At 37.6% G+C, this 19,558-nt stretch carries 22 protein-coding genes; 20 read left to right on the forward strand and 2 right to left on the reverse strand.

What is annotated here, in order from left to right:
• Positions 1 to 15 precede the first annotated feature (15 nt).
• The 13 genes from AA0X95_RS12495 to AA0X95_RS12555 all read left to right on the forward strand — a co-directional run bounded on the left by AA0X95_RS12495 (position 16) and on the right by AA0X95_RS12555 (position 12,513).
• Positions 16 to 171 carry a hypothetical protein gene (locus AA0X95_RS12495; protein WP_413309279.1) on the forward strand — a complete coding sequence of 52 codons (156 nt, stop codon included), beginning with the start codon at positions 16 to 18 and terminating at the stop codon, positions 169 to 171.
• A 69-nt stretch (positions 172 to 240) separates the two neighbouring features.
• Positions 241 to 891, forward strand: coding sequence for an HD domain-containing protein (locus AA0X95_RS12500; RefSeq protein WP_413310001.1), 651 nt, complete (start codon positions 241 to 243; stop codon positions 889 to 891).
• On the forward strand, positions 888 to 2,777 hold the full coding sequence (locus tag AA0X95_RS12505) for an ABC-F family ATP-binding cassette domain-containing protein (protein WP_413309280.1): 1,890 nt from the start codon (positions 888 to 890) through the stop codon (positions 2,775 to 2,777). Before AA0X95_RS12500 ends, AA0X95_RS12505 begins: the two co-directional genes overlap by 4 nt.
• Positions 2,778 to 2,787: 10 nt before the next feature.
• Positions 2,788 to 3,921 carry a conserved virulence factor C family protein gene (locus AA0X95_RS12510; RefSeq protein ID WP_413310003.1) on the forward strand — a complete coding sequence of 378 codons (1,134 nt, stop codon included), beginning with the start codon at positions 2,788 to 2,790 and terminating at the stop codon, positions 3,919 to 3,921.
• A gap of 72 nt (positions 3,922 to 3,993) precedes the next feature.
• Positions 3,994 to 4,428 carry a BrxA/BrxB family bacilliredoxin gene (locus AA0X95_RS12515; protein ID WP_413309282.1) on the forward strand — a complete coding sequence of 145 codons (435 nt, stop codon included), beginning with the start codon at positions 3,994 to 3,996 and terminating at the stop codon, positions 4,426 to 4,428.
• A gap of 54 nt (positions 4,429 to 4,482) precedes the next feature.
• The gene (locus tag AA0X95_RS12520; RefSeq protein WP_413309284.1) at positions 4,483 to 5,256 is read left to right on the forward strand and encodes a class I SAM-dependent methyltransferase; all 774 of its coding nucleotides are present in this window, start codon (positions 4,483 to 4,485) and stop codon (positions 5,254 to 5,256) included.
• A 414-nt stretch (positions 5,257 to 5,670) separates the two neighbouring features.
• Positions 5,671 to 6,261 (forward strand): YpjP family protein, encoded by a 591-nt coding sequence (locus AA0X95_RS12525; RefSeq protein ID WP_413309286.1) that lies wholly within the window; start codon positions 5,671 to 5,673, stop codon positions 6,259 to 6,261.
• Between the two features lie 101 nt (positions 6,262 to 6,362).
• Positions 6,363 to 6,944, forward strand: coding sequence for a TerD family protein (locus AA0X95_RS12530; RefSeq protein ID WP_413309288.1), 582 nt, complete (start codon positions 6,363 to 6,365; stop codon positions 6,942 to 6,944).
• Positions 6,945 to 7,085: 141 nt separating this feature from the next.
• A complete protein-coding gene (locus AA0X95_RS12535; RefSeq protein ID WP_413309290.1) occupies positions 7,086 to 7,856 on the forward strand; it encodes a TerC family protein in 771 nt (256 codons plus the stop codon).
• Between the two features lie 242 nt (positions 7,857 to 8,098).
• Complete coding sequence (locus tag AA0X95_RS12540; RefSeq protein WP_413309292.1) at positions 8,099 to 9,286, forward strand: HpcH/HpaI aldolase/citrate lyase family protein; 1,188 nt, start codon at positions 8,099 to 8,101, stop codon at positions 9,284 to 9,286.
• Positions 9,237 to 10,583 carry a phosphoribosyltransferase family protein gene (locus tag AA0X95_RS12545; RefSeq protein WP_413309294.1) on the forward strand — a complete coding sequence of 449 codons (1,347 nt, stop codon included), beginning with the start codon at positions 9,237 to 9,239 and terminating at the stop codon, positions 10,581 to 10,583. The genes AA0X95_RS12540 and AA0X95_RS12545 overlap by 50 nt, the downstream gene beginning before the upstream one ends.
• A gap of 11 nt (positions 10,584 to 10,594) precedes the next feature.
• Positions 10,595 to 11,716: a cysteine protease StiP family protein gene (locus AA0X95_RS12550; protein ID WP_413309296.1), complete on the forward strand. Its 1,122-nt coding sequence runs from the start codon at positions 10,595 to 10,597 to the stop codon at positions 11,714 to 11,716.
• The gene (locus AA0X95_RS12555; RefSeq protein ID WP_413309298.1) at positions 11,713 to 12,513 is read left to right on the forward strand and encodes a hypothetical protein; all 801 of its coding nucleotides are present in this window, start codon (positions 11,713 to 11,715) and stop codon (positions 12,511 to 12,513) included. The genes AA0X95_RS12550 and AA0X95_RS12555 overlap by 4 nt, the downstream gene beginning before the upstream one ends.
• Here the strand turns inward: AA0X95_RS12555 and AA0X95_RS12560 are convergent.
• Positions 12,510 to 12,755 (reverse strand): hypothetical protein, encoded by a 246-nt coding sequence (locus AA0X95_RS12560; RefSeq protein ID WP_413309300.1) that lies wholly within the window; start codon positions 12,753 to 12,755, stop codon positions 12,510 to 12,512. The genes AA0X95_RS12555 and AA0X95_RS12560 overlap by 4 nt on opposite strands.
• A gap of 270 nt (positions 12,756 to 13,025) precedes the next feature.
• On the opposite strand from AA0X95_RS12560, the gene AA0X95_RS12565 reads away from it, so the two are divergent.
• From AA0X95_RS12565 to AA0X95_RS12595, 7 genes are all read left to right on the forward strand, one after another.
• Positions 13,026 to 14,663, forward strand: a complete 1,638-nt coding sequence (locus AA0X95_RS12565; RefSeq protein WP_413309302.1) for a YceG family protein — start codon at positions 13,026 to 13,028, stop codon at positions 14,661 to 14,663.
• A 33-nt stretch (positions 14,664 to 14,696) separates the two neighbouring features.
• Complete coding sequence (locus AA0X95_RS12570; protein WP_413310006.1) at positions 14,697 to 15,770, forward strand: toxic anion resistance protein; 1,074 nt, start codon at positions 14,697 to 14,699, stop codon at positions 15,768 to 15,770.
• 46 nt (positions 15,771 to 15,816) lie between these two features.
• Positions 15,817 to 16,428, forward strand: coding sequence for a TerD family protein (locus AA0X95_RS12575; RefSeq protein WP_413309304.1), 612 nt, complete (start codon positions 15,817 to 15,819; stop codon positions 16,426 to 16,428).
• 32 nt (positions 16,429 to 16,460) lie between these two features.
• Positions 16,461 to 17,039: a TerD family protein gene (locus AA0X95_RS12580; protein WP_413309305.1), complete on the forward strand. Its 579-nt coding sequence runs from the start codon at positions 16,461 to 16,463 to the stop codon at positions 17,037 to 17,039.
• A 137-nt stretch (positions 17,040 to 17,176) separates the two neighbouring features.
• Positions 17,177 to 17,878, forward strand: coding sequence for an anthrax toxin lethal factor-related metalloendopeptidase (locus tag AA0X95_RS12585; RefSeq protein WP_413309307.1), 702 nt, complete (start codon positions 17,177 to 17,179; stop codon positions 17,876 to 17,878).
• A gap of 57 nt (positions 17,879 to 17,935) precedes the next feature.
• Positions 17,936 to 18,730, forward strand: coding sequence for a thymidylate synthase (locus AA0X95_RS12590; protein ID WP_413309309.1), 795 nt, complete (start codon positions 17,936 to 17,938; stop codon positions 18,728 to 18,730).
• Positions 18,727 to 19,215, forward strand: coding sequence for a dihydrofolate reductase (locus tag AA0X95_RS12595; RefSeq protein WP_413309311.1), 489 nt, complete (start codon positions 18,727 to 18,729; stop codon positions 19,213 to 19,215). The genes AA0X95_RS12590 and AA0X95_RS12595 overlap by 4 nt, the downstream gene beginning before the upstream one ends.
• A 72-nt stretch (positions 19,216 to 19,287) precedes the next feature.
• Here the strand turns inward: AA0X95_RS12595 and AA0X95_RS12600 are convergent, their stop codons facing one another.
• Positions 19,288 to 19,527 carry a hypothetical protein gene (locus AA0X95_RS12600; protein ID WP_413309313.1) on the reverse strand — a complete coding sequence of 80 codons (240 nt, stop codon included), beginning with the start codon at positions 19,525 to 19,527 and terminating at the stop codon, positions 19,288 to 19,290.
• Positions 19,528 to 19,558 lie beyond the last annotated feature (31 nt).

Raw genomic sequence — 19,558 nt, forward strand, 5'->3', positions numbered from 1 at the left:
AAAAGGAGATGCGTTATGAGTAAGCAAGGAAGGCAAAATGCAAATCAAACAAGAGCGCAAATTGAAAAACAGGATAGTAGAAACGATGTTGAACTTGGTAATGAGTTTCAAATCGGAAACTCAGGGTCTCAAAGTCAGAAGAAGAGCGGACGTCAAGTAAACAAAAAATAACTCCGATATGTCGGGGTTATTTTTTTGTCGTTTTTCATGTTAAAATAGCTAGGGGGAAAGTAGGTGCACATTGTGAAAAATCAAATCATTGAGAAAACAGAATTGTATGTCCGTAACGAACTAGGTGAAGATGTGACTGGACATGATTGGTATCATGTAGACCGTGTTCGAAAGAATGCTTTACATATATGTAAGGAAGAAAAGCAGGGAGATCCATTTATTATTGAAATGGCCGCTCTCCTTCATGATATTTCAGATGAAAAGCTAAATGAAAGTGTAGAGAAAGGAAAAGAAAAACTAGATTTCTTTCTTCAATCAATCACTCTTTCTAGTGAAGAACACTCTCATATCCTTCAAATAATCCACTCTATTTCATATAAAGGCGGCAGTAAAACAGATCTTGAATCTGTTGAAGCTAAAATAGTCCAGGATGCTGACCGATTAGATGCTATTGGAGCAATCGGAATTGCAAGGACGTTTGCATATGGCGGTAAAAAAGAGCAACAAATATACGACCCAAACATTCAGGTTAGGGAAATAATGAGCCTGGAAGAATATCGTAAAGGAAAGTCAACCAGTATCCATCATTTTTATGAAAAACTGTTAAAATTAAAAGATCTATTGAATACCAATGAAGCAAAAAGAATGGCTGAGAGTCGACACCATATGATGGTCCTATTTTTAGAACAGTTTTTCCAAGAATGGGAGGGACAAATATGAAAATGCTCACTGTAGAGAATGTTTCGAAAACGTATGGCGAGAAACAACTCTTTAATAATATTTCATTTACAATCAATGAAAAAGAGCGGGTTGGTTTAATCGGAATTAATGGAACCGGAAAATCCTCATTACTAAGTATTATCGCTGGTTTGGATCAGGCGGATGAAGGAAAGATTATAACTGGGAAAGATTATTCTATTTCGTTCTTAAATCAACAGCCAGACTTGGATGTAAGTAAAACAGTACTTGAGCAAGTATTTCATGGCGAAGCACCCATATTAAAGTTAATGCGTGAATATGAAAAAACTTTGTTGTTACTTGACAAAGCTCCTAACGACACGTCAATACAAGAAGAACTTTTTCAATTACAAAAACAAATGGATGCATTAAATGCATGGGATGCGAGTACGAATGCCAAGTCCATCTTAATGAAATTAGGAATTGAAGATTTCACTAAGAAAATTGGCGAGCTTTCCGGCGGACAAAAAAAGCGGGTTGCCTTAGCACAAGTACTAATTGAAGAGCCAGACTTACTAATATTAGATGAACCAACAAACCATCTCGATTTTGATTCCGTCAAATGGCTGGAAGATTATTTAAGCAGATATAGCGGATCCATCCTGTTGGTTACACATGATCGTTACTTTTTAGATCGTGTGGCTAATAGAATGTTTGAATTGGATGGTGGAAATCTATATAGCTATAAGGGCAATTATGCAGCATTTTTAGAAGCCAAGGCAATACGCGAAGAAAATGAAGCGGCAACATTTGAAAAGAGAAAGAATCTTTTCAGACGTGAGCTTGAATGGATGCGAAGAGGTGCCAAAGCAAGAACAACCAAGCAAAAGGCTAGGATACAACGTTTCGAAGAACTAGATGATAAACTGGCGAGTGGAAAACCAACAGGGGAAAAGGTTGATATTTCCTTACATGGTAGCAGACTTGGTAAACAGGTTTTTGAACTTAAGAACGCAACAAAGAGTTATACGGATAAAACAATCTTGAATCACTTTGATTTACTAGTTAAACCGGGTGATAGAATTGGGATTATTGGACGAAATGGTGCGGGTAAATCGACACTATTAAATATTCTAGCAAAAAAGATTCCTCTTGATGATGGGGAATTCATCATGGGGCAAACCGTGAAAATCGCTTACTATACACAAGAAAGCGAAGACATGGATGAAAATAAGCGGATGATTGAATACATTAAGGAAACGGCCGAAATTGTTGAAACATCGGATGGAAAGACGATTTCTGCCGCCCAAATGCTGGAACGTTTTCTATTCCCTCCTTATTCTCATGGAACACCCATTCGAAAGCTATCAGGTGGAGAAAAACGACGACTATATCTATTGAAGCTTTTAATGACAGCACCAAATGTTCTTTTGCTAGATGAACCAACAAATGATTTAGATACACAAACATTAACCGTTTTAGAAGATTATCTTGATGAATTTCCAGGAGTAGTTATTACGGTATCCCATGATCGTTACTTCCTGGATAAGGTGGCTGAAACACTGCTTGTGTTACGAGGTGAAGGGATTATTGATTCTTTCTATGGGAATTACACTGATTACATTGAAAAAGAAACTGCTTTAGAAGTCCAAAAAACGAATACTGTACAAACCCAACCTGTTAAAACTCCAGAAAAAGAAAAAAAGAAGAAAATGACCTATATGGAGAAAAAGGAATGGGGAGAAATAGATGAAGTAATCGCAAAAACAGAATCTCGCTTAGAAGAAGTAGCTGTTAAGATGGGGAATATAGGCAGTGATTTTACAAAAGCCCAGGAATTAATGAAGCAGGAAGCAGAATTAAACGAAAAACTAGAGCAATTAATAGAGCGCTGGTCGTACCTCTCAGAGCTTGCCGAAAACGAATGAGGTGATTGTGTTGAAAATTAAGGCGATTGAACCAACGCCAAGTCCAAATACAATGAAGATAATTTTAAATCAAGAACTCCCAATGGGAAAAAGTCATAACTATAAAAAAGAAAACGCAACTGATGCACCAATCATCATACAGGATATCTTACACATTGAGGGCATCAAGGGCGTCTATCATGTGGCAGATTTTCTTGCTGTTGAAAGGAACGCAAAATACGATTGGAAGGAATTATTGCCAAAGGTTCGATTAGCCTTTGGTGAACTAGAGGTAGAAGCAGCAGATTCGAAAAAAGTGGATGACCACTTTGGTGAAATAAAGGTTGAAATTCAAATCTTTAAAGATATTCCGTTACAAGTGAAGCTTTCAGATGGTAATGCTGAACGCAGATTCGGAATGCCAGAATACTTCTTAAAAGCAAGAGAAGAGGCCCAGCTTCCAGAAGATAATTATATTCTGCTTAGAAAATGGAAGAATCAAGGAGTTCGCTATGGGGATTTTGAACAAATTGGTCAAGATGTGGTAGAAGAATTAATTGCAGCCTATCCAATGGAACGCCTTGAAGAACTAGTCGAAAAAGCAAAGGCAAATGAACCAATCATGGAACAAAAGAGTAGGCCTATCCGAAAGAAAGTATCGACAGAGGATTTAAATCATCCTGATTGGCAAATACGTTACAAGGCTCTAGAACAAATGGAGGATCCTGATCTGAAGGATTTGCCAATCCTCGAAAAAGCTTTATTAGATGAGAAACCATCTATTCGAAGACTTGCCACTGTATACCTTGGTATGATTAAAGAAAAGGAAGTTTTACCTCTCCTATATAAAGCACTTAAAGATAAAACTGTAACAGTCAGACGAACAGCAGGCGATTGTTTATCTGATTTAGGCTTCCAAGAAGCACAAGAAGAGATGATGAAAGCACTGAAGGACCAAAGTAAATTAGTTCGCTGGCGGGCTGCGATGTTTTTATTTGAGGTTGGAGATGAAAATGCATTAGCTGCTTTAAAGGCTGCGGAGAATGATCAGGAATTTGAAGTGAGTATGCAAATTAAAATGGCTATCGAACGTATTGAAGGTGGAGAAGAAGCAAGAGGTTCTGTTTGGAAACAAATGACCGAAGCAAGAAAAAACGAGGAATAATAGTATTAAATTGCAAACTCTTGTTTGAGTATTGTATTCTAATATGGATAAAGAGAAACGGAGTGATCAATCATGTCAAATGCATATGAAGAATATATGAAACAAATGGTACTACCAATGCGCCAAGAGTTAACAAGAGCAGGGTTCACAGAACTGCAAACACCAGAAGAAGTTGAGCAGTTTATGGATAACGCAAATGGAACGACACTTGTTGTCGTGAATTCAGTATGTGGTTGTGCAGCTGGTTTAGCACGTCCAGCAGTAACTCAAGCTGTTTTAAATAGTGAAAAGAAACCTGACCATTTGGTTACTGTTTTTGCTGGACAGGATAAAGAAGCTACTGCTAGAATGCGTGAGTTCTTTGATGGGATTGAGCCATCTTCACCATCAATGGCCCTGCTCAAGGATAACAAGGTAGTTCATTTTATTCCAAGACATGATATTGAAGGTATGCCAATGGAAATGGTTATGCAAAATTTATTGAGTGCACTAGAGGCACATTGCTAGTAGGATGTCATTCGACGTCCTATTCTTTTTTAAATGAGTAAGTAGGATGATGATATGTTTATAACTACTGCAGGAAGAACAAATCAGCAAATGATTGAAAAAGCTATTCATACCGCAAAAACGTTAGAAGTACCCTATGTGCCAAGAAAAAAGAAGTCCATTCTTCTCTTGCAGCAAGAATGGGAAAGTGAGTGCCTTGTGGTAGGGAAAGAAAGATTTGAACTATATGAAAAAGGGAGCAATGAACCCTTTTTCTTTCATCCCAATTCAGCTATGTTTAGGATTAAGCGATTGTTACAAGGAGATCATGATCCTTTTGCAGATATTGCTCAGCTTTCAAAAGGGATGACCGTTTTGGATTGCACTCTTGGTCTTTCCTCTGATGCGATTGTAGCAAGCTTCCTCGTTGGGGAAGAAGGGAAGGTAATTGGAATAGAAGGACAAAAATATTTGGCCTTCATCGTTCAGAAGGGGCTTCAATCATGGGATGCTGGTTTGGAAAGTATGAATGAGGCAATGGAAAGAATTGAAGTGGTTCATTCCTCTTCACTTGATTATTTGAAGAAACAGCCCAATGTTTCTGTAGATTGTGTATATTTTGATCCAATGTTTGAGGAAAGTGTACTTGAGTCGGATGGAATAAAGGCGTTAGGCCAATTTGCTGTGTATGACGATTTAACAGAGGAATTGTTGCAGGAAGCAAATAGGGTAGCCAAAACTCGAATTATATTAAAGGATCATTATAAAAGCACCCGCTTTGAAAAATACGGTTTTCAAGTAGTTAGGAGAAAAACGTCTAAATTTCACTTTGGTGTGATTAATAAATAAAGAACTCTTTGGTTCCGTTCAGATTGTCGAGAAGATTCTTTTTCTCGGCAATTTTTCATATTAACCCACCCAAAATACTGATTTTTTATATTATAGATTGACCATGCTAACGGGCCTGTTGATTTCCGCGGGGAGGCTCCCCGTCACGCCCGCGGAAAGCGAAGCCGCCTGGAGCGGAAATCAACATACTTATCGAATGGCCTATATTAATATCATATAAGAAATTAACGCGGTGAATTGTTATAGGAATCGACAGCCAGAATTGAAGGATATTCGCTTCCGTTCTTTTTATAACAATATTAAAAATATTAAACTGGTTTTTTCCATTTTTCTAAAAAAAGAAGTATAATATCTTTTAAGATATTAAAAAATTCTAGTAAATATAACTTCGATAGAATAAGGTGTGAACTAGTGATGAACAAGTGGCTTCGTAAACCGTTATTTGTATTAATTTCTATTTTAACCTTTGGTCTTGTTACACCAACACAGCTAATGAATTCTGTAAATGCGGAGAACTTCAAGGACATAGATGCTTTTGAAGCGTCGGCAGATAGAAGTATTACTCAGCATAATGGATTTTTTGAAGAATCAGAGTTTAACCGGGAAGAGTTTATGGAACAATTAATAAAGCAGGCAGAAATTCAGTCTTACCAAAAGTTTGGAACAAAAATTAAACCAGTAATTGAAGATGAATTTCGCGAAGTTATTTTGCCTAACATTGAAATGGCCATTGCCCAAACGGCTGACCAATTCCCAGAAGAGGATCTGAAGAACCTTACAATTTCTGAACAGCCAGGTTCTGGTCTTTCAGAAAAAATATTTAATATTAAAAGCAGCTTAACAGGGAAAGATATTCTACGTTTCCATGTAAGACGTGACAATCCACCACAAGCAGGTTACTGGTTTAATTTTCATTATCATACCATTTATGATGACTATCAAAGCCATCATGAATTAGGATCAATCTTCTGGGCTAAAAACACGCCTCCTAAATGGATGAGTTAGGTTAGAATTGCGAATGAGAACGAAAAAAATTTTTATAATAAATGAAACCTTTTTATGAGAAACTCGTAAATAGACTATTACTTAAAATGGAGGAATGAAAAATGGCAGTAAGTTTATCAAAAGGTCAAAAAGTTGATTTAACAAAAACAAATCCAGGATTAACGAATGTAGTAGTTGGACTGGGATGGGATACCAATAAATATGACGGCGGAAATGACTTTGACTTGGATTCATCTGTTTTCCTTTTAGGGGATAACGGAAAAGTTACCAATGAAACTGATTTTGTTTTTTACAATAATCCGCAAGGAGCAAACGGAGCTGTTGTACATACTGGTGACAATCGCACAGGTGCTGGTGATGGTGATGATGAACAGGTGAAAATTAATTTAACAACTGTTCCAGCAAATATTCAGCGTATTGCATTTACAATTACAATCCATGAAGCTGACAGCAGAAACCAAAATTTTGGTCAAGTTTCAAATTCCTATGCGCGAATTTTTAATGAAGCTACAGGTGAAGAATTAATCCGCTATGACTTAGGGGAAGATTTCTCTATCGAAACTGCAATTGTTGTTGGCGAGTTGTATCGTCATAACGGTGAATGGAAATTTAGTGCAATCGGCAGTGGCTATCAAGGTGGATTAGCAGCGCTTGCTACTGATTTTGGTTTATCCGTAGGTTAATAAATGTGCTAGAAGAAGACCCAGTTATCAATGGGTCTTTTTACAAAATGTATGTTTTATTAAAACGCAGAGCTAAAGCGCCTGAGACCATTCTTTGACCCATGGCGCTTGTGCTTTTCTACTCTGGGAGGAATTTTTTTAATGTCAGTTTTAAATCATATCTTAGACACGTATTCTCAGTTTTTTAATTGGAGTATGTGGGCAGAAGTATTAACAAATCCTGTTAGCTGGGGCTTGATTGGTACACTGGTTATTCTGGAAGGCTTATTATCAGCTGATAACGCGCTTGTTCTAGCCGTAATGGTTAAGCACCTGCCACCTGAAAAACGGAAAAAAGCTCTATTCTATGGACTATTAGGTGCCTATGCTTTCCGTTTCATTGCAATCGGAATTGGTGTATTCCTGATTAAGCTTTGGTGGGTAAAAATATTGGGAGCGGGCTATCTTGCATGGTTATCAATCAAGTACTTTATTGATAAACGAAAAGGGTCCGAAGAGGGTGAAGAAGAGGCTGAGGGGTTAAATCAAAGTGGTTTACTAATCCGCTTATTTGGTACCTTCTGGGGAACCGTTGTAGCGGTTGAATTAATGGATATTGCCTTCTCTGTAGATAGTGTTCTTGCTGCCTTTGGTGTAAGTGAACAGGTTTGGGTATTACTAGTTGGAGGTATGCTTGGCGTATTAATGATGCGAGGAGTTGCAGGTGTATTCTTAACCTTGATAGACCGTGTACCTGAGCTTGAGACGACAGCATATATCTTAATTTTAATTATTGCCTTAAAGATGCTTCTTGCTGTTTTCCATATAGATATGGGACATTTAACGTTCTTTATTATCCTATTAGTGACATTTGGAGCTACATTTGTCGTTCACTTTATGAATAAAAAGAAGGAAGAAAGTAAAGGCAATTAATTTAATTTTATAACAATATTAAAAGGGGAGCTGACGAAAGTCTGTTTCCTTTATTTCATTATAAGGAAGTATAAATCAATCTCGACTTCGAGAATTGTCCAGCTCCAGCGCCTAGCCCCTCGGGTCAAATAACCTTCGGCAATAAAAGTCAAAGAGCGACTTTTCTTGCCGAAGAACATTAGCCTGTCGGGGCTGTTCAAGGCGCTTGCACTTTTCTTATTACCTTGAACTGAGGAGATAAAATGAATTTTTTTACCTATTTCTACGAGGAGGAACTTAATCGTTTCTTCTTTAAAAGACCACAAAGCTTCAATAAATACTCTAATCGTGAGCTGTTGTCATATGGATTGGGAGCAACCCTTTACATGCCGGCAACACGTCCAAATATCCACCAAGAGATTCTTTCAAAAAAGCATGAAGGATTAACCTCACTTGTTATTGATCTTGAAGATGCGGTGGGTGACAAAGAGGTTGATAGAGCTGAAATGTTGCTAATGACAGAATTACTTAAATTATATGGAGAATTGAATAAAGGATTTTTAAGTTTTGTAGACTTACCTTTGATGTTTATTAGGGTTCGAAATGTTGAGCAATTTAGGAGAGTAAATGAACAATTAGGAGAAGCGACAAAACTTCTTACAGGTGTGGTATTACCAAAGTTCACGGCAGAACGTGGTGAAGAGTTATTAACTGAAGTCCTAAAAATTCATTCAAATGAGCACCCTTTTTATGCAATGCCAATTCTTGAGACAGCAACAGTCATTCAAAAGGAAACTAGAATGGAAGAATTAATGAACATCAAGCAACTACTCGATCGTTATAAAGATAATATTCTGAATGTTCGAATAGGGGCGACTGACTTTTGTGGGTTATATGGGATAAGAAGGAGTGCTGACACAACAGTATACGATATTGCTGTATTAAGAGACTGCATCTCAGATATTATTAATGTTTTTCAGAGATTTGATTGCCCATATGTAGTCTCAGGGCCGGTATGGGAATACTTTTCAGCTAAAAAAAGAATGTTAAAGCCACAACTAAGGCAAACCCCTTTCCGTGAAAAATATGGTGATGAAGGGTTGAAATGGAGAGCCAAATTAATAGATGAGAATATAGATGGTTTCATTAGAGAAGTCCTTATGGATATCGCAAACGGTTTGACAGGAAAGACAATTATCCATCCATCACATATTAAAATAGTTCAAGCTCTTAATGTAGTTTCCTATGAGGAATATATAGATGCGAAAAATATAATCGAAGCTGCTACTGGAGACATTGGAGTGTTTAAAAGTGACTTTTCTAATAAAATGAACGAGATAAAGCCTCACTATTTTTGGGCAAAAAAAATGATCTTAAAATCGAAGCTTTACGGGGTGTTACATGAAGAATTCACAAACATTGACCTTATCAAAAAAGAAGTATACGTTTAATATCCTTGACGCGCTTGAAACGCAAATAGAAATAGAAAAAAATTTGTACAATCTACCGATTGATGAGCTTTTTACAATGGCGGCAAGAATCAATAAAAAGCGCTCGTTCCTATTCGTAAGCAAGGTATTAGGCAAGCATTTACCCATTCTCCCTAATAAAGGACTGCTAACTGCAGCATTATTAGCTGTTAAATACATGGAATCGGTTAAGGGGATACATTGTGAGCACAAAGATGAGTTATTGTCCTTATTTACTAGAGAGGGAGAAACATATTCCCATTTTCCCTTTGTCCCAAATTCAATCCAACCTGTTGTCATAGGGTTTGCAGAAACGGCGACTGCTCTCGGACACGCTTTTTTTGATTGTTTCCATTCCGCTGAATTCTTTCATACAACAAGGGAAGAAATGTGGGACCAAGACCCATGTGTCACCTTTGAGGAAGAACATTCACATGCAACCTCTCACAGGTGCTACATACCAAATAAAATGATTAATAACCGACGGGAAATTATTCTTGTAGACGATGAAATAACAACTGGGAAAACTGCATTAAATATCATCCAGTCCATTCATGCAAATTATCCAAGAGATGAATATACAGTTGTTTCCATATTGGATTGGCGTTCTCAAGAAAATAAAAATAGCTTTCAACAGCTTGAGAACGAACTGGGGATTACGATTCATGTAGTTAGTCTTGTAGCTGGCCATGTACAAATTAAGCAACACAAAGAAATTATTAGTCAAAATCAAGAAAAAAATGGGAATAATAAGGTGGATCAGTCAGTAGAAATTCTTCAATTGTCTTCTTTATTTACCCCAGTCCCATTTACTTCTAAGACGAATGGAAATAAGACCCCATATATCCTTGAAACGGGTCGTTTTGGTATCCATAGTTATGAAAATTCCTTTCATGAAAGGATGTCGGAGGCAGCTAGTTACTTAGAGCAGAATAGGACAAGTGAAAAAACGCTTTGTTTAGGTACGGGCGAGTTCATGTATCTTCCTATGAAACTTGCTTCCAAAATGGGAAAGGGTGTGTATTATCACTCCACCACTAGAAGTCCAATACATGTTGAAAACAAAAAGGGATACGGGGCTCAGTTCGGAGTAACATTTCCCAATCCTGAAGATTTAACTGTTATAAATTTTGTTTATAACATTCCACCAGATCATTATGATGAAATATTTATTTTTTTTGAGAGAGAAATAGAGTTAAAGAATCTTCAGCCCTTACTAAACGAACTTAAACGTATAGGGGTGCAATCAGTAAAGATTGTCTTTTTTTCAAAAAGTTAGAGGTGAAAGAAATGCAAAAAACAGTCAACAAGCCTTCAATAATGGGGACTTACCAAGAAGATGATGTGCTTTTCTTACTTAAAGATTTAAGTGAAATAAAGCTTGAGGACTCAACAGCAAACCGGGAATTGATGGTTCAATCAGGGATGCATTATAGCGAATCATTACCAATCGAGTATCAGCCTCCGGAAGAATATGTTGATTTATTCTGGAAGACATTGATGGAGTACAAACAAAAAGTGGCTTTATGTGTAGGAATTGTGGCGGAACAAATCTATCAATTAAAAGAGAATAAGACCGTTCTGGTTTCCTTAGCGAGAGCGGGAACTCCAGTAGGAATCTTGATTAAGAGATATCTTAAATACCGTTACAATGTATCTTTGCCCCATTACAGCATCTCTATTATCAGAGATCGGGGGATAGATGAAAATGCCCTAAAGTACATTTTCAGTAAGCATCCTGATGGTGCTATTCAATTTGTTGACGGCTGGACTGGAAAAGGCGCCATTTCGATTGAATTAACAAAAGCTTGTCAGCAATATGAACGAAAATACGGGGCCAAGCTTGATGATACACTTGCTGTTATTGCAGATCCAGGCTTCTGTACCACGCTATTTGGAACGAGGGAGGATTTCTTAATTCCGAGTGCATGTTTAAATTCAACTGTTTCCGGCCTTGTTAGCAGGACAGTACTAAATAAAACATACATTGGAAAAGAGGAGTTTCACGGGGCTAAGTTCTACCGGGAGTTGATCCCCGCTGATGTGTCCAATGAATTTATCCATCTTATCTCTAGTGAGTTTTCAATGATTTGGGAGGAAGCGGCCGAAATTTCATCTCAGAAGAAACAAGAAGATATAGAAACGGGATTTTTAGGGATGAAGGATGTAATGAAAATCCAAGCAGAATTTGCCATTGAGAGCACGCATTATATAAAACCTGGTGTAGGAGAAACGACGAGGGTTCTTCTGCGCAGGGTTCCATGGAAAATTCTCATGCGGGATCCTTCAAGCCCATTCGTAAAGCACATTCTTATGCTTGCAGAAGAAAAAGGGGTTGAGGTCGTGGAATATCCTGAGTTACGTTATTTATGCTGCGGCATAATTAAGTCGGTGAAGGAGAATAAAAAATGATATTTGCTTCTGACCTTGACCGAACCATCATTTATTCAAAAAGAGCTATGGATGACCTGGAAGAACATCCTGTTGGGCACCCGAAGCTGGTTGAAATAAAAGATGGTGAACAAGTTGCCTATATGACAAAAGCAGCCTTCCTTGCCCTTGAAGGGCTATCTCAGAAAAGTTTGTTTATTCCTGTTACAACAAGGACAACAGATCAGTTTAACAGATTATCCATTTTTAATAACGAGATTGAATGCAAATACGCCATCACTACTAATGGGGCTGTTATTTTAGAACATGGGAAGCCTATAGAGGAATGGACTAAGAATGTCAAAGATCGATTAAAAATGGAATCCGTTTTAGAAGAGGAGCTACTCTCCATTTTCCAAAGTGAAGGTATCCATTTTGATGGGCTAAAAAAACAGGCAGGGAAGCTATTTTTCTATTTTATTTTAAATAGCCTTCCATCAAAAATCGAAATGAATTTAATTCATAAATTGGTAAAAAAGGTTGGCTGGAGAATTTCACTACAGGGGCGAAAACTATATTTTATTCCGCTTGCAATTAGTAAAGGAAGTGCCCTTGAATTTCTTTGTCAAATAGAAGGGGCCAAAGCAATAGCAGGTGCAGGGGACTCCATTTTAGATTGGGATTTTCTTCGGAATTGTCAATATCGGTTCGTTCCTAACCATGGAGAGCTTGCTCAGGCGGCAGATACGAGTGAACTTATTTTTACTAAAAGTCGTGGGGTATGTGCGGGTGAAGAAATTCTCCAACAGTTTTTAGAACTGCTGCCTCTTAAAGTTTAACTCTTTTTCATTAACCTATTAAAAACAAAAAAGTATAGGCAGGCAAATAGACTGTAAAAAGCAAAAAAGAAAAGAATGGACATGAAAAGTGAGTGCATAACGGGGAATAGAAGCAGGGTAAAGATGATACTGAAAATAAATAAGTCCAAGTAAATAAATAAATCAGAAACCATTACTTCCATTACCGTATTTAATTCCTCTTGAATTTGCTCCATTCTTGGACGTTTATATAGAAATCTCATTCGAGTCACCTACTTTAGTATGAGTACTCAAATAGTATGTAAGGACAAGAAAAAAGGTGAAAAATGAGGAGATTGTTTAAATAACGAAACATTTTTGAGACACATTCGTATAAACAAATGAACAGATTAAATAACTGTGATATGATGATAAGGAAATCTTACATAATTTTCTATTATAATGCGGAAGTGCTAAAGTGCTGAAGCAGGACAAAGTATATAGATATCTTCTTTGGAAAATAAGCTTTCGCTACTAGAGGGAAGGGATTATGAATGTATCCACCATTAAATCAATTAAACGTCCGTCCTATATCCCTAACGTATGAAAATTGGTTGGATCTGTTAAAAAAAACCTTACCAGAACGACCCCATTTTTCATTAGAAAATGGAACTATCCAGATTGGGCAAGTACTAGGTAAATTTCTAGGGATTCCAATTGACACGGATGAATATTACAACCAGTTATTTGATTATGTAAACTCGAAGGAATGCGGGCTAAAGTTATTAAGTGAGGATTCACTTGATAAAACGATAAATAATTCGTACTTTCAGTCCATTCAAAAGGTAATTAATATTAATCAAGAGCAAAAGTTATCAATTAACCGCTTTGCAGCTTTTCTTGATGGGGAGCAGCTTTTGTTGAAGTCAAAAGTACCGGTCATTCACCGGAAATTAAGGGAAGCAATGATTGCCACCCTTGAATTGTACGCTACCCTTGAGAAGGATGGGCTAAAGAATCACGAACTAAGGCGAGTTCTTGTTGATTTGGTGAAGTGGTCAATCAATCATTTACAGCCAGAATTAGACCATGCGGATCCTGAGAGGGTCATGCCCAAATATCTGTGGTATGGCAATTTTAAGAAAAGTCACCAATATTTTTTATATTATTTAATAAAGCTTGGCTGTGATATCGTTGTTTTTGATCCAGAGGGTAAAGATACACTAGCAGGTTTCGTTTCTGAACCGGTTTTCACTCATCACTATCCAAATAAACTCCCTGCAGAGACTTTTCCTAAGGAAAGAAGGAACAGGAAATCAACGGTTGCCTATCGAGCCTCAAAAGAGATTGAAACGATTTTAAACCAAGAAGGATCCGGTCTTTATAAACCATGGCAGTTAAGGGAGTATACCCCATCTTCCATTACGTTAAAAACTACATATGATGAGCTATTTATCCTTTGTAAAGAGATAGCAATGATTCGTCCGGATTTCGCGGTTGGTGAGGGACAAGTTAAGATTCCCTCTATTTTTGCTAAGGTCCAGGGTGTGAGTAAGAATCGTAAAGAATATTGGGACCGCCTTCAATCTCTTAGTCAGTTGGAATACAGTTACCTCATTCGACAACTGCCATTTACGATGCAGAGCACCAGTGATTTTCGTTTCCATTACCGAAATGCCCTTGGGAAGGATGGGTTGCTAGTCCCTGAAAAAATGATGCAGGCTCACTATTGGCCCTATTCATTCTTAGCAACTGGATTACAAAAGGGAATCGCTCATGCGATTAGGAAAATCTGTGAGAAACCAGGTTTAAAGTCTTTGCCGATGGAAAGTTTAGAAGATGTGAAAATGTATTTGTTTACTCAAGCTCTATTTATGCCAAAAAGAATTATTCAATTGCTTGAGAGATTTGATTATTCCCAACAGGTTCCTAAATTGATTATCTTTAATAATGAGTTATCCGGAATCCTTTCAAGGTCGGATGCAGCATTGCTTCTGCTACTAAATCAATTTGGAATAGATATCATCCTTTATAATCCACCAGGCCATAATGACATTGAAAATTATATCGATGAACGATTATTCGATAAACACTGGCTTGAGGAAATGGTCTTTGATTTGGAATATAAAGAGCCTTCTGTTTTTAAAAAGGGACTTTTTCAAGGAATTCTAAAAAACTTAAGGGGAGATTAAGTAGTGACATTACCTTCAAATCAATCTAGCGGCATGATGCCAATAAGCGATAATGATAATTTATTAGAGACAAAAGCTTCTGATATCAAGCTAGCACTCCGGAAAGAACCAGAAGTTCAAAATTTAGTAAGTACGATCGATGAGCGAGACCAAATTCAAGTTTTGGAATTTGGGAAAGAACCAGCGGTGCAAATTTCTCGCTTTTCCGATCAGATTCTCAGCAATATGCGGACAACGAAAGTAGAAGATTCTGGTGAACTTCTGAAGCAACTTGGACGCATCATGGATAAATTTGATGCTAAGGACTTTCAAAAGACATCTGGTGGTATTTTCGGAAAGCTATTTAAAAAGGGCGAAAAAATGGTAGAAAAGCTTTTTGGAAAATATCAGACGATGGGCTCTGAAATCGACAAGATTTATGTCGAAATCTCCAAATATCAGCATGAGATGGTTGATTCAACCAATATGCTTGAACAAATGTATGAGCAAAACTACCAATACTATTTGACACTTGAAAAGTACATTGTTGCGGGTGAAATGAAAGTAGAGGAGCTGAAGAATAATCAGCTGCCACAGCTTGAGTCTCGGGTTGCATCAGGGGATCAATTGGCATCCATGCAGTTAGATTCATTAAAAAATGCCATCGAGCTACTTGAACAGCGAATATATGACTTAGAAATGGCGAAAATGGTATCGTTACAGACAGCACCGCAAATACGTTTATTACAAAGAGGGAACACAAAGCTGATAGGAAAAATTAATTCAGCGTTTGTGACGACGATTCCTATCTTTAAAAATGGCTTAATTCAAGCAGTTGCAGCAAAGCGTCAAAAGCTTGTTGCGGATTCTATGAGTGAACTTGACCGCAGAACCAACGAAATGCTGCTTAAAAATGCTCAGAATATTTCACAACAGAGCACTGACATTGCAAGGCTGGCAGGCGGTCCTAGCATAAAAATTGAAACAATCGAAGAATCCTGGAATATCATCATCAAGGGTATGCAGGAAACAAAGGCAATAGAAGAAGAAAATAAACGTTTACGTGTTGAAGGTACAAAACGTTTAGAGCAATTACAGGAAAACTTTAAAAGATTGAAACAATCATAATTATTTCATTGTGATAATCTAAAAAATCTAATTTGAGGTGAATGATATGGCTATTAATTTGCAAAAAGGTCAGCGAGTGGATTTAACGAAAGGAAATCCAGGACTAACTAAAATCCTGGTAGGATTAGGTTGGGATCCAGTTCAAAGTGGAGGGGGCGGCGGCTTGTTTGGCGGTTTGTTCGGCGGCGGCGGTGCTCCAAATGTTGACTGTGATGCGTCTGTTATTATGCTTGGTGCGAATGATAAGCTTCAAAATAATAAAGATGTTATCTATTTTGGTAATTTAAGAAGCAATGATGGCAGTGTTCAACACTCCGGAGACAACCTGACTGGGGACGGAGACGGTGATGACGAGCAGGTAATGATTGACCTAAGTAGAGTTCCGTCAAACATACAGAAACTTGTATTCGTTGTTAATATTTATGACTGTGTTAAAAGAAAACAGCACTTTGGAATGATTCGAAATGCATTCATAAGGGTAGTCAATCCTTCTAATAATCAGGAATTAATCCATTACAATCTAACTGACAATTACAGTGGATTAACTTGTCTTGTGACAGGTGAACTCTACCGACATGGAAATGAGTGGAAGTTCGCAGCGATCGGCAGTGGTACAAATGCAGCCAGCCTAAGTGAAGTGGTACGTTCTTATAGTTAATTTGTTATTATTGTCAAAACGAGGTGATACGATTGGGAATTAATTTATCAAAAGGACAAAGAATTGATTTAACCAAAACAAATCCCGGATTAACGAAGGTCATCATCGGTCTTGGCTGGGATACAAATCGCTATCATGGCGGACAGGATTTTGACCTTGATGCTTCTGCATTTTTAACTGATGCCAACAGCAGGGTGACGGAAGATCTCGACTTTATTTTTTACAATAACTTGGTTCATGCTACAGGTGCCATTGAACATACTGGTGACAACCGCACGGGTGAGGGTGACGGGGATGACGAGCAAATTAAGATTGATTTTAGTAAGGTTCCATCCCATGTTAGTCGGATAGCCATTACGGTAACCATCCATGATGCTGAAGCGAGAAACCAGAATTTTGGCCAAGTCAGTAATGCCTTTGCTCGGGTAGTCGACGAAGAAACGAATCGTGAAATCCTAAGATTTGACCTGGGTGAAGACTTTTCTGTTGAAACTGCTGTAGTGATTTGTGAGCTTTATCGTCACAATGGTGATTGGAAGTTCAATGCAGTAGGTAGTGGTTTTGCAGGAGGCTTGGCTGCCCTTTGTAGAAACTTTGGATTGGAAGTATAGTTATTTAGAAAGAAGAGGCTAGTATTGAGCTAGCCTCTTTAACGTGTAATCCCAAATGTTACCTTAATCCTATTGGACCTTACAGACTATTACCCATGTTATAATTCTATTAATCAATTTGAAAATGGGGTAATAGTATGCGGAAATGGGTCGTTTTCATTATCATAGCTGGACTGTCCCTATCTATCATCACAACATCTCAAGCCTCTTTCGATGGGATAAGCCTCAAAGTGTACCCCAAAAATTCTATACTCTACCAATCTCTTAAAGATCAACCTTCATTATCGCTTCTGAAACAAATCATAATTTTACCAAAGCAGATGTTTGATCAAACTGAAGCAGCAGCCATCATAACTAGAATTGATGCTATACCGACTTCGCTATTGGAAAAAACAAAAAAACAGGGAATAAACGTTAAGCTCTTCACTGGAAAGCTAACAGACAATGTAACAGCAAGACATTTAGCAGGACAGGTTCCAAGAGGGTACGACTCTGCTATAACGTGGGACGAGGTACCTGGCATTGGAGGGTCTAAAGTAGTACTTGTAAAGATTGGCTATAGTGAAAAGGGGAAAGGGCATGGTTCAGTGAATTTAGAATTACATGAACTGGCACATTCGATAGACAGGTATGTATTTAGTGAGATCAGTCAATCGAATGAATTCAGTCAAATATGGAAAGAGGAGCATGAGTCAATGTTTCCTAATAACAGTTATTTCTTTTATCAGGAAGAATATTTTGCAGAAACCTTCGCCATGTTCTATTTAAATAATGAAACAAAGGAACTATTACAGACCAAGGCACCGAAGACATTTCTATTTATTAGCCATCTTCACTAAATAACATGTGAATGTTAAAATGAAAAAATATGAATGGCAGGAAGGGGAATGGACGAAGTGAAGCAATATTTAGAGTTATGTGAGCATGTATTAAAAAATGGTACCGTAAAAGGTGACCGAACGGGGACAGGAACAATTAGTACATTTGGGTATCAAATGAGATTTAATTTAGAAGAAGGATTTCCACTAGTAACTACAAAAAAACTACATCTAAAATCTATTATTATCGAATTGCTTTGGTTTTTAAAAGGCGATACTAATGTTCGTTACCTTCAGGAAAATGGGGTACGAATCTGGAATGAATGGGCAGATGAAAATGGGGAGTTAGGACCTGTTTATGGACACCAATGGCGGTCATGGACAGGCGCAGACGGAAAAACAGTGGATCAGATTAGTGAGCTAATCCATCAAATAAAAACAAACCCAAACTCAAGAAGACTATTGGTGAATGCCTGGAATGTAGCTGAAATCGACAATATGGCATTACCGCCTTGTCATTGTATGTTCCAATTTTATGTTGCTGATGGAAAGTTATCGTGTCAGTTATATCAACGCTCAGCGGATGTATTTCTTGGAGTACCATTTAATATTGCTTCCTACGCACTTTTAACCTGTATGATTGCGCAAGTTTGTGATTTAAAGCCTGGTGAATTTATTCATACCTTTGGGGATGTACATATTTATCAAAATCATCTTGAACAAATCAAACTGCAATTAGGAAGAGAGCCAAAGAGCCTGCCAACTCTGAAAATTAATCCACATGTTAAGGATATATTCTCTTTTGAGTATGATGATTTTACATTAGAGGGTTATGAAGCACACCCACACATTAAAGGAGTTGTCAGTGTATGATTTCTTTTATCGTTGCAATGGATGAAAAAAGAACGATAGGAAGAGAAAATCAATTACCCTGGCATTTACCAGAAGACTTAAAATTTTTTAAGAGGGTGACAATGGGCCACCCAATTGCAATGGGGAGAAAAACGCACGAGTCAATTGGGCGTGTCCTACCAGGCAGGGAGAATATCGTGATTACCCGTCAGGAAGGCTACCAAAGCGAAGGATGTACGATGTTTTACTCGATGGAGGAGTTTGTGAAATATAGCCGAGATGTGGACGATGAAATATTCGTCATTGGTGGGGCAGAAATTTTCCGTGAGGCATTTCCCTATGTTGACTGCTTATATCTTACGCTAATACATGAAACATTTGAAGGAGATACATTCTTTCCTCCATTTGACATAAGTCAGTGGGAGCTTACATCCTGTGAAAAAGGACCAAGAAACGAAAAGAATCCATATGATTATGAATTTAGAATTTATAAAAGGAAGCTTTAGATAATTGAATCCTCGGTTTCAATCATAAAAAATAAGCATCAGCAAATTTGCTGGTGCTTTCTTTTCATTCTATTAAAAATAGGAACCATTCACTTCGTATTCTGCTAATTTTGCAAGCATACCTCTAAATTCATGTGGATGGCAAAATTCATCTTCATGAAAGTGCTTTTTCACCCAAGCAATTAATTCATTTGGGCTATTAAAATATTCCCCACTTCGATCACTTTTTCGAATGGTGTATCTGCCATTGTCATCATCGATAGTTACCTCAACAGGGAGAGCTCCATCAAAACTGCATAGTGAAAATTCCATCCTCATCACATCCATTCCATATAATTTCCTT

The organism is Neobacillus phoenicis, assembly GCF_047302305.1.
Lineage (GTDB): Bacteria > Bacillota > Bacilli > Bacillales > Cytobacillaceae > Neobacillus.

Bases quoted from the DNA above. Each gene is read 5' to 3' on its own strand.
- AA0X95_RS12530 (WP_413309288.1), top strand. From the start codon at position 6,363: ATGGCAGTAAGTTTATCAAAAGGTCAAAAAGTTGATTTAACAAAAACA.
- AA0X95_RS12575 (WP_413309304.1), top strand. From the start codon at position 15,817: ATGGCTATTAATTTGCAAAAAGGTCAGCGAGTGGATTTAACGAAAGGA.
- AA0X95_RS12555 (WP_413309298.1), top strand. From the start codon at position 11,713: ATGATATTTGCTTCTGACCTTGACCGAACCATCATTTATTCAAAAAGA.
- AA0X95_RS12545 (WP_413309294.1), top strand. From the start codon at position 9,237: ATGAAGAATTCACAAACATTGACCTTATCAAAAAAGAAGTATACGTTT.
- AA0X95_RS12535 (WP_413309290.1), top strand. From the start codon at position 7,086: ATGTCAGTTTTAAATCATATCTTAGACACGTATTCTCAGTTTTTTAAT.
- AA0X95_RS12595 (WP_413309311.1), top strand. From the start codon at position 18,727: ATGATTTCTTTTATCGTTGCAATGGATGAAAAAAGAACGATAGGAAGA.
- AA0X95_RS12505 (WP_413309280.1), top strand. From the start codon at position 888: ATGAAAATGCTCACTGTAGAGAATGTTTCGAAAACGTATGGCGAGAAA.
- AA0X95_RS12565 (WP_413309302.1), top strand. From the start codon at position 13,026: ATGTATCCACCATTAAATCAATTAAACGTCCGTCCTATATCCCTAACG.
- AA0X95_RS12550 (WP_413309296.1), top strand. From the start codon at position 10,595: ATGCAAAAAACAGTCAACAAGCCTTCAATAATGGGGACTTACCAAGAA.
- AA0X95_RS12540 (WP_413309292.1), top strand. From the start codon at position 8,099: ATGAATTTTTTTACCTATTTCTACGAGGAGGAACTTAATCGTTTCTTC.
- AA0X95_RS12495 (WP_413309279.1), top strand. From the start codon at position 16: ATGAGTAAGCAAGGAAGGCAAAATGCAAATCAAACAAGAGCGCAAATT.
- AA0X95_RS12515 (WP_413309282.1), top strand. From the start codon at position 3,994: ATGTCAAATGCATATGAAGAATATATGAAACAAATGGTACTACCAATG.
- AA0X95_RS12520 (WP_413309284.1), top strand. From the start codon at position 4,483: ATGTTTATAACTACTGCAGGAAGAACAAATCAGCAAATGATTGAAAAA.
- AA0X95_RS12525 (WP_413309286.1), top strand. From the start codon at position 5,671: ATGAACAAGTGGCTTCGTAAACCGTTATTTGTATTAATTTCTATTTTA.
- AA0X95_RS12560 (WP_413309300.1), bottom strand. From the start codon at position 12,755: ATGAGATTTCTATATAAACGTCCAAGAATGGAGCAAATTCAAGAGGAA.
- AA0X95_RS12570 (WP_413310006.1), top strand. From the start codon at position 14,697: ATGATGCCAATAAGCGATAATGATAATTTATTAGAGACAAAAGCTTCT.
- AA0X95_RS12600 (WP_413309313.1), bottom strand. From the start codon at position 19,527: ATGGAATTTTCACTATGCAGTTTTGATGGAGCTCTCCCTGTTGAGGTA.
- AA0X95_RS12585 (WP_413309307.1), top strand. From the start codon at position 17,177: ATGCGGAAATGGGTCGTTTTCATTATCATAGCTGGACTGTCCCTATCT.